Annotated in this window: 5 protein-coding genes and 2 pseudogenes; 5 read left to right on the top strand and 2 right to left on the bottom strand. The window is 55.0% G+C overall.

Annotated features, from left to right (window positions below):
• On the bottom strand, positions 1 to 181 hold a 181-nt coding region (locus tag HOY34_RS21910; RefSeq protein ID WP_216654878.1), incomplete at its 3' end, for a hypothetical protein.
• A 486-nt stretch (positions 182 to 667) separates the two neighbouring features.
• On the opposite strand from HOY34_RS21910, the gene HOY34_RS22260 reads away from it, so the two are divergent.
• Entirely contained in the window at positions 668 to 862 is a 195-nt protein-coding gene (locus tag HOY34_RS22260) for a hypothetical protein (RefSeq protein WP_253944598.1), read from the top strand.
• Between the two features lie 450 nt (positions 863 to 1312).
• Positions 1313 to 2283, top strand: a pseudogene (locus tag HOY34_RS21555) (IS3 family transposase); the annotation flags it as partial.
• Here HOY34_RS21555 and HOY34_RS21550 read toward each other — a convergent pair.
• Positions 2257 to 3158 (bottom strand): annotated as a pseudogene (locus HOY34_RS21550) (ISL3 family transposase); the annotation flags it as partial. The pseudogenes HOY34_RS21555 and HOY34_RS21550 sit on opposite strands and share 27 nt — an antisense overlap.
• A gap of 832 nt (positions 3159 to 3990) precedes the next feature.
• Here HOY34_RS21550 and HOY34_RS21545 point away from each other — a divergent pair.
• The 3 genes from HOY34_RS21545 to HOY34_RS21535 all read left to right on the top strand — a co-directional run bounded on the left by HOY34_RS21545 (position 3991) and on the right by HOY34_RS21535 (position 6196).
• Entirely contained in the window at positions 3991 to 4146 is a 156-nt protein-coding gene (locus tag HOY34_RS21545) for a hypothetical protein (protein WP_172366707.1), read from the top strand.
• 476 nt (positions 4147 to 4622) lie between these two features.
• A complete protein-coding gene (locus HOY34_RS21540) occupies positions 4623 to 5390 on the top strand; it encodes a hypothetical protein (RefSeq protein WP_172366705.1) in 768 nt (255 codons plus the stop codon).
• Complete coding sequence (locus tag HOY34_RS21535; RefSeq protein ID WP_172366703.1) at positions 5387 to 6196, top strand: sulfotransferase family protein; 810 nt, start codon at positions 5387 to 5389, stop codon at positions 6194 to 6196. Before HOY34_RS21540 ends, HOY34_RS21535 begins: the two co-directional genes overlap by 4 nt.
• Positions 6197 to 6378 lie beyond the last annotated feature (182 nt).

Genomic DNA, 6378 nt, shown 5'->3' with positions numbered 1-6378 from the left:
TATTGGCGACATTGCATGCGGCTGCAGATGCGCTTCCCGCCGACAGAATGGTCAAGCCACCCATCATCGCTGCCGAAGCCGCAACTCCGGCGACGAACGGAGCGATGCTCGCCACCTGGCCTTTCCATTTCACAAGGCGGCCACCCCGTATCACTGGATGAGGTAACAATTCATTTTTCATTTTTCATTTCCCGTCGCATTTGTCTCTGGCCCGCATGGGGCATGGGATTTCTACACATCCATCCGGATGTCGAAAGGGTTTGGTTCTAAGATGTGAACGTCAACCACCATACCCGCACAACATTGCCAGTGTCAAAGTGCCGATTGCTGTCAATCTAGGAGGCGTTTCGTAATCCGTGGCACGGGCGATGGCTTAATTTAAATATGACGCATTCATTGATAGTGGAATAGCGTATTTTCTTACTTCTGGCTCGGCTTGCGGCCTTGTAGGAGAGCCTATCTTGCTACCTCGCCCAAAACGCCCCTTGGGCGGATTATCAAGATGGCGATGTCATTTTTGGTCAGCATCCATTCAAAATGCGCACTCGTGTAGTGCGAAAGTCAGCCCTAATGACATATTAGAAATTCAACATTTTATGCTTCAGGTGTATCGAACCAGTGAAAATCTGCTCATGCTACAATGGAGAACTTAGCAATGAGTATGACTATGGGCGCCAGCATCAAGCGCTGGACGGCGAAGCGGAAAACTGCGCTGATGATCGAGATTATTCAGGTCAAGACCACGGTGGCGAAGGCCAACCGGTCCTTCGACCTTTCGCCCTCGGAGATTGAGGGGTGGGTTGATGACGCGAAGCGGGGGATGGATATCGAAGGGGACCGTGGCTTCAGTACAGCCGCGTAAGCCCCGAAGATGTCCCTGCGGGCGAACCCGCTCGACATCCGGGAGCAATACGAGAAGCAGTTAAAGGATCTGCCGGAGCCCTATGGCGAGACCATGCTGGAGTTGCGCGCGAAAAAAATACCAGGCCCTGCTGGATGCACAGGATTGAGCCATAGTTGCGCCACTGCTTCGAGAAACCCTGGCGAGGAAATGATCCAGAACATCCATTAGGGCCTTCTCGTTGAGGGTATCAAGGTTACGTTGACCAAGCTCTGCGCGCGGGTATTGAGGTGCCGCACCGGACGGTTTATTATCGGCTAATCAAGGCGGTTCTGAAGGTCGATTCACAGTTCTCTGAGCCGATCAAAGCCATGATCGAACAGGAACCATCCTTCGGCTACAGAACGGTGCCTGAATAGCCCCATGTTTCGTGGACGCCTTCTTTGCTAATTTTGAGGCAAGGAGGCCATGATGGGCACAGCCACTTTCAGCGACGACTTCAAGCGCGATGCGGTCGCTCAGATCACGGAGCGGGGCTACCCGGTCAGCGAGGTTTCTGAACGGCTCGGGGTGAGCAAGCACTCGCTCTATGCCTGGAAGCGCAAGTTCGCGAAGACGGTATCAGGCGAGACCGAGAAGGATGCCGAGATCCGCCTGTTGAAGCGGGAGCTTGCACGGGTTTCCGAGGAGCGCGACATCCTAAAAAAAGCCACCGCGTATTTCGCTCGGGGTGCAAAGTGAGTGGAGCCATTGAGGCGCCATTGGTTCGAGCCCAATGGCGACGGCGTTCGTGGCCGAGCATCGGGGGCAGTTTTCTGTCCGGGCCATGTGCCGGTGTCTGCGCATCCAGCCGAGCGGATTCTATGCCTGGCTACAGGCTCCGATGAGTGCGCGAGCTCAAGAAGACAGGCGCCAGACTGAACTGCTGCGAAGCGCCTGGACGGAGAGTGGGAAAGCCTACGGATACCGCAAGCTGCATGACGATCTGGTTGAGCAGGGCGAAAGCATCTGTCCGAACCGGGTTGCCCGGCTGGCACAGATTGCGGGGATCAAGGCTCAGATCGGCTATAAACGCCGCCCTGGCAGCTATGGCGGCAAGCCATCAGTCGTGGTCGATATCGAGCCGGTGAGCGCCACCGGTTCGAGAGAACCGGCGAGGCCTCGACCGGCAGTTCGACGTCGAGGCGCCGGACAGGGTTTGGGTGACGGACATCACCTACATCCGGACGCTGGAGGGCTTCGCCTATCTCGCTGTGGTCATCGACCTCTATTCCCGGCGCGTGATTGGTTGGTCGATGCAAAGCAGGCAAACAACGGATGTCGTCTTGCAAGCCCTGCTCATGGCTGTCTGGCGGCGCAAGCCGAAGGGAAAGGTGTTGATTCATTCAGATCAGGGCAGCCAATTCACCAGCATGGATTGGGCTGCGTTCCTGCGCGCTCATCTTCCTTACCATCCGGTTGGTTTTCTGACGACGCCGAAAGCCTTCGTATTGCAGTTTTTCCGCTGCCGCCAGCAGCGCGGGATCGAACGTATTCGCCCCTATCGCCCTGCGGATGACGGGCATGCTGTGCTGCACGGCCGCCAGGAACACGGCGCTTGCATTCTGCAGCAGATGCCAGCGATCAGCGACCTGAACCGCCTCTGGCAGGGCACGGGCGGCAGCCCCGCCATAGCCGCCGTTACGGTCGCGGGCGATGATCCGGATGCCGGGATGCGCGCGGAGCCAGGCTTTCACAGTGGCAGGCTCGCAATCAGGCAGTAGGTCGATCACCTGCCGCCGCTCCAAATCGCAGATCATCGTGCCGTAACGCTGCCACTTGCGCCATATCCAGTCATCGATGCCGATCACACGGGGCGATACTGAGGCGGAGCCCATCAATGTCCGTGCCCCACGCAAGAACGTGTCCTTGCTTGCTGGCAACAGAAGGCGTCGGGCGAGCGCTTGAGCAGGTCGTCCGCCGAGGGCAAGACCGAGGTGGCGCACAAGATCCTGCAAGCGCGAGGTGCGCCGCATGTGCGGTCGGGTGACGCCAGGCGGGAACCGTGCGGCGAAGATCCGGGCCGGACAGCTGGGCGCGTGGCACCGAAAGCGGCGAACCTGCAAGACAATTTCCACGGCTCGCCCATGGGCAGGCACACCGGCCGGCCGACGCCGATACCGGCTGTGGACATTGTCCGAAATGCTCACGCAGTGTGGGCAGGCGGCCGAGGTCGCCGAAGAGCGGGATGGATACGGATGGTATTGTCATCGAGCTCAATCTGGTCGGCAGTAAGTCCTGTCGGCAGAAAATCTCGGCGTGAAAACCTTGATGGTATCGGTAACCTCCCTCAAAGAAGCCCAAAATGTAGTGAGGTAGAAGTTCAACTGCACCAAATCTGCGACAGAGCCCCTTTTGGATCCCGATCACCCCAGAAGCGGGGTCCATACTGCAAGCCGTTCAACACTTACGATGAAAAAATCTGCCTGTTAATGATTTGTTAACTAATATAATTTCATTCTATCTTTCAACAAGAGAGGCGCCATGATTAGTGAAGATGAACTACAAAGAAGAATCGATGAACTCGAGCGAGTTCTTGCAGAATACATGTATAAATTTGGAGCGAACGAACAAGCTCGAGAGCTTATGATACGGAAGTGCTGCCAGCAGGCAGCGGGCATTCACGCGTATCGGTCAGGTCTGCGCCCTGAAAGGCGGCCTCCATGACGTAGGATATTTGTTTTGAGCGAGGCGATTTGAAATACCAGAGTAAGCGAAATTGTGAGAATCTTCGCTTAGGGCTGCGTGATAAAACCCTGAACGACAGGGGGTGATACGTTCCCGCCAAAGCCAGGTCGACGCTCATTCCCTCTGTCACGGATGGCATAGAGAGGCTGTTCTTCTTCTGTCTGATTCAGAATATAAAATCTTAATAGCAAAGAATTTACTTGAGATCTTTCCAGGCCTGTCGCTTGAATTATAGAAGCCAGCTTTAAAACGTAAAACAGATGAGTTTAACACTTGTAATGTTAAGTAATCATATTTTTATAAATTCCTCAAAGCAGACGTATTTCATAAAAAATATACGTCACAAGCATGCGCGGCAACATAAATCAAGATTAAACTCGCGATAGTACATGTGCAAATACGACAACAGAGGGATCAAGCGAATGATTGAAGACATGGAAAGTGTACGTCAAGCCAAAGAAGAACGCGCGCGGCAGGGTGATGAAACTGTCAAAGGCGATCAAGGCGGGAGTATTTTCTGGATTGGAATCGCCGCTATAGCGACGCTTGCGGCAACTATTTGGCTATTTTTATGGTAATTCAGGTGTTCGACTCCGGTAGCTGCCGGACCGGGCTTTGGATTAATCTGTCGGTGTCGCTTTTAACCCTCGTGAGGCGCGTTCCAAATCCTGTTTCTTAACCCGGCTAGCATCTGGGTCCACCCATCGGGTTACCGATGCATACCTCGGAAGAGCACCAGCCGTCATCAGGCAGCGAGAAAGGATCAAACTAAAGACCATTGAATATCGGCGCTTGCATCACAACAAGCATGTCGTATAACATCAAATCCCGGACCAGGACCGCTCTCCGCTAAGCTAAGTCCCGACCTGCGCCAAATATCTGACGGCGGCCCGCTTGTGCGACCAACTGGAAAAGGTTATCAGGCGTCATTACTTTTGGACGCGCTGCTACTCAATATATCGGCAGGATTTACAACGTGCCTGAGCCCTGCCCCCCCCCGCAGCGCGGCGATCAAGGCGGGCATATATGGCTACAGGCCCAGGAGCGGTTCAGAATGCTGGAAATTACAATCCCAGAAACGCTTCAGGCCCTTAATGATCGCCTGAAGCGCAAATTTTCTCGCGCACCGGACACGGTCGACTTTCTTCCGGAGGACACCGCGGATTTCGAAGAAATGGCGAGCCTTACTGTTGAAAAGCTGACCACCCGGCCGGAAACTAAGCGCTCTGACATGGAGCAGCAAATCAGGCTGCTCTCAAAAACCTTCGCGGGCCAGTCGGAACTCGAACTGCTCCACGCCGTGGTGATCTCTTACCTGAGGAGAGACACGCCGCATACGCAAAAGGCTTGGACGCTGTTTCGAAGGTTGTGGGCGGAGCAGTCCGATTTCCTTGTGGAAAGACTGAGCGTGCGCTGGCTGATTTCTGCACTGCAAACGTTCTATGACCATAGCGACATGCCCGATGAGCGCATCGCGGGCGGCATGGGCTTCATTTATGGGAACCTTATAAAAATCTATGAGACGGAGCATCACGCTCGTCGGCGCAATCGGCCGCCAGAGGCACATGCATTCAAGAATAAGAGTGTTCCGGGTATGTTCGGCTTTAGTCCGGGTGATGATATCCTTATCAACCTCAACGTCCTCATGCTAGACGCAGCCAAGCGCGGCGGGATTGCGGGTGCGCCACTCATGCGGCTGATCGATGCCGTGGCCAGAGGGAACACCGTATTCCAGCGCACCGACGCTTTGGCATCTGTACATCCTTTCTCGGAACACCCACGCTTTACACTATCCTTTGAGGGCAGAAAGTGCCCGTCATGAGTCAGTTGCCCGCAGTTATCTGTATTGGCGCACAGAAGGCGGGCACCTCGTGGCTGCATGAAAATCTGGCATCGCATCCTCGGATTTGGGTCCCGCCCTTCAAAGAGTTACACTTCTTCGATTTTAAGTTTGTCGAAGACAGTAAGAAATGGGCCAAATGGCATATACGTTCAAATGTTAAGAAATTGCTGACCCGCGGAAATCTCACCGCAGATCAGGAGAGACATCTTCGCTCATTGATGGAGGAGCCGATCCTGAACGGTACCTGGTATAAGAGGGTATTCAGTGCGATGCCCGCTGGGCGCGTTGGACTTGACGTAACGCCCGAGTATTCCACGCTTCCTGCGGAGGGCATCTCGTTCATGAAGAAATATCTGCCGGATCCCCATATCATCTATATCATTCGCGACCCAGTCGAGAGGGCTATCTCGCAGGCCAAGATGAACATGAAGCGCAAAGGCCTCTCACTTGATGACGCTGAATGCTGGCTGGAGGCTGTCCGTGAGCCGGTCATTACCGCACGTGGGGACTACGCGCGCTATTTGCCGTTGTGGGACGATAGCGGCATGCGAGTGTCATACATGGCATTCGGTGACATTACCCGCAAACCGAAAGACTTCCTTCGAGAGGTAGAGCAGTTCTGTGGTCTTGCACCTGCTGAATATCCGGCTGCGCACAGGCCCGTTTTCCCGACGGGACCCGGGAATGCTCCGGATTCTGTGAGGGCGCTGCTCGAAGAACGGCTGACTTCCCAGAGAGAATTTCTGGCTCAGCGGTTTGGAGCGGAGTTTGTCAGCCGGACCTGAGCACAGCGCCATTCGCGTGCGGTGAACCGCTCCGGGTTTGCCGGAGGCTGATTAGCAGGTCGCTGAAATAGTCAGTGCTCGACCTGCGGCGCGGAACATGATTCACCCCGAGCAGTTAGGCGGGGTGGTGAAGATGCGTGGAACGGACGAGGCGAGCGGATCGCTGTTCAGCTATGTCGACC

This window comes from Pseudogemmobacter hezensis (assembly GCF_013155295.1).
GTDB lineage: Bacteria > Pseudomonadota > Alphaproteobacteria > Rhodobacterales > Rhodobacteraceae > Pseudogemmobacter > Pseudogemmobacter hezensis.
This window is presented reverse-complemented; position numbering and strand designations above follow the sequence as displayed.

Bases quoted from the DNA above. Each gene is read 5' to 3' on its own strand.
- HOY34_RS21540 (WP_172366705.1), top strand. From the start codon at position 4,623: ATGCTGGAAATTACAATCCCAGAAACGCTTCAGGCCCTTAATGATCGC.
- HOY34_RS22260 (WP_253944598.1), top strand. From the start codon at position 668: ATGGGCGCCAGCATCAAGCGCTGGACGGCGAAGCGGAAAACTGCGCTG.
- HOY34_RS21545 (WP_172366707.1), top strand. From the start codon at position 3,991: ATGATTGAAGACATGGAAAGTGTACGTCAAGCCAAAGAAGAACGCGCG.
- HOY34_RS21535 (WP_172366703.1), top strand. From the start codon at position 5,387: ATGAGTCAGTTGCCCGCAGTTATCTGTATTGGCGCACAGAAGGCGGGC.